At 42.5% G+C, this 391-nt stretch carries 1 protein-coding gene; it reads right to left on the bottom strand.

Annotated features, from left to right (window positions below):
• Positions 1 to 26 precede the first annotated feature (26 nt).
• The coding region (locus tag KJQ97_RS09685) for a hypothetical protein (protein ID WP_214120735.1) at positions 27 to 391 on the bottom strand (365 nt) is incomplete at its 5' end.

Raw genomic sequence — 391 nt, 5'->3', positions numbered from 1 at the left:
TACCATTGGCATTTATAATTCTAAACCTATCTGAAACAGCCAAACAACGACTGCTGCAATTCTTTAGACGCAACGTGACACATCTGCATTCGCTTCACGTCCAAATCTTCAAAAACGATTTGGTCATAGTTGTTGACAATCTTGGATCTGTCATTTTTGAAACCCTGTCTGGGCGCTTTCTTGGACTTGAACTGCGGTTTGCCCCAGTCTGGCTGAGCTTTGTTAAGGAAACTTTTCCACGCCTTGCCTAAATCAGAAACGGCAAGCTGAAGACATCTGGCTGATAACTGATACTGCCAGTCGGCTTTATCGGCAACCAGTTCGTTACGAACCTTGCGTTCATTGGGCAAAAATTCTTTGTCTTCCAAAATCAAAGAAGAATCATACATAT

The sequence above is a fragment of the Campylobacter sp. 2018MI01 genome (assembly GCF_018501205.1).
Lineage (GTDB): Bacteria > Campylobacterota > Campylobacteria > Campylobacterales > Campylobacteraceae > Campylobacter_E.
Note: the sequence above shows the minus strand (reverse complement) of the source record. Positions and strands in the feature narration are given on the sequence as shown.